This window comes from Halomonas sp. SIMBA_159 (assembly GCF_046536035.1).
In the GTDB taxonomy this organism is placed as follows: domain Bacteria; phylum Pseudomonadota; class Gammaproteobacteria; order Pseudomonadales; family Halomonadaceae; genus Vreelandella; species Vreelandella venusta_A.
Genome location: NZ_JAWJBT010000522.1, coordinates 1 through 274 on the forward strand (window position 1 = coordinate 1; position 274 = coordinate 274).

The 274-nt window shown below is 53.6% G+C and carries 1 protein-coding gene; it reads right to left on the minus strand.

Features of this window, described 5'->3' with window-relative positions; translation table 11 throughout:
- A partial coding sequence (locus R0J87_RS20285) for a GNAT family N-acetyltransferase (protein ID WP_498888510.1) occupies positions 1-274 on the minus strand: 274 nt, incomplete at both ends.

The window sequence follows — 274 nt, forward strand, 5'->3', positions numbered from 1 at the left end:
TTAACGAATCCGGCCCTTTCATACAAACGGATCGCGCGCACGTTAAACCGGGCAACGGTGAGGCGCAGTGATTGTCCAGGATGGCGCTTTTGGATTTCGCTGAGCAGAAAATCCAAAAATTCAGTCCCGCGGCCCGCTCCGTTTTTGTCCGGTTTCATGCCGAGACCCATATCGACGAGGCCGGCCGGGTAAGCGTTCACTTCATGTCCCGCAGGCACTTGCGCTCCCTTTCCCGTACAATAAAAGCCAAATAATTCATCGCTTTCCATTACCC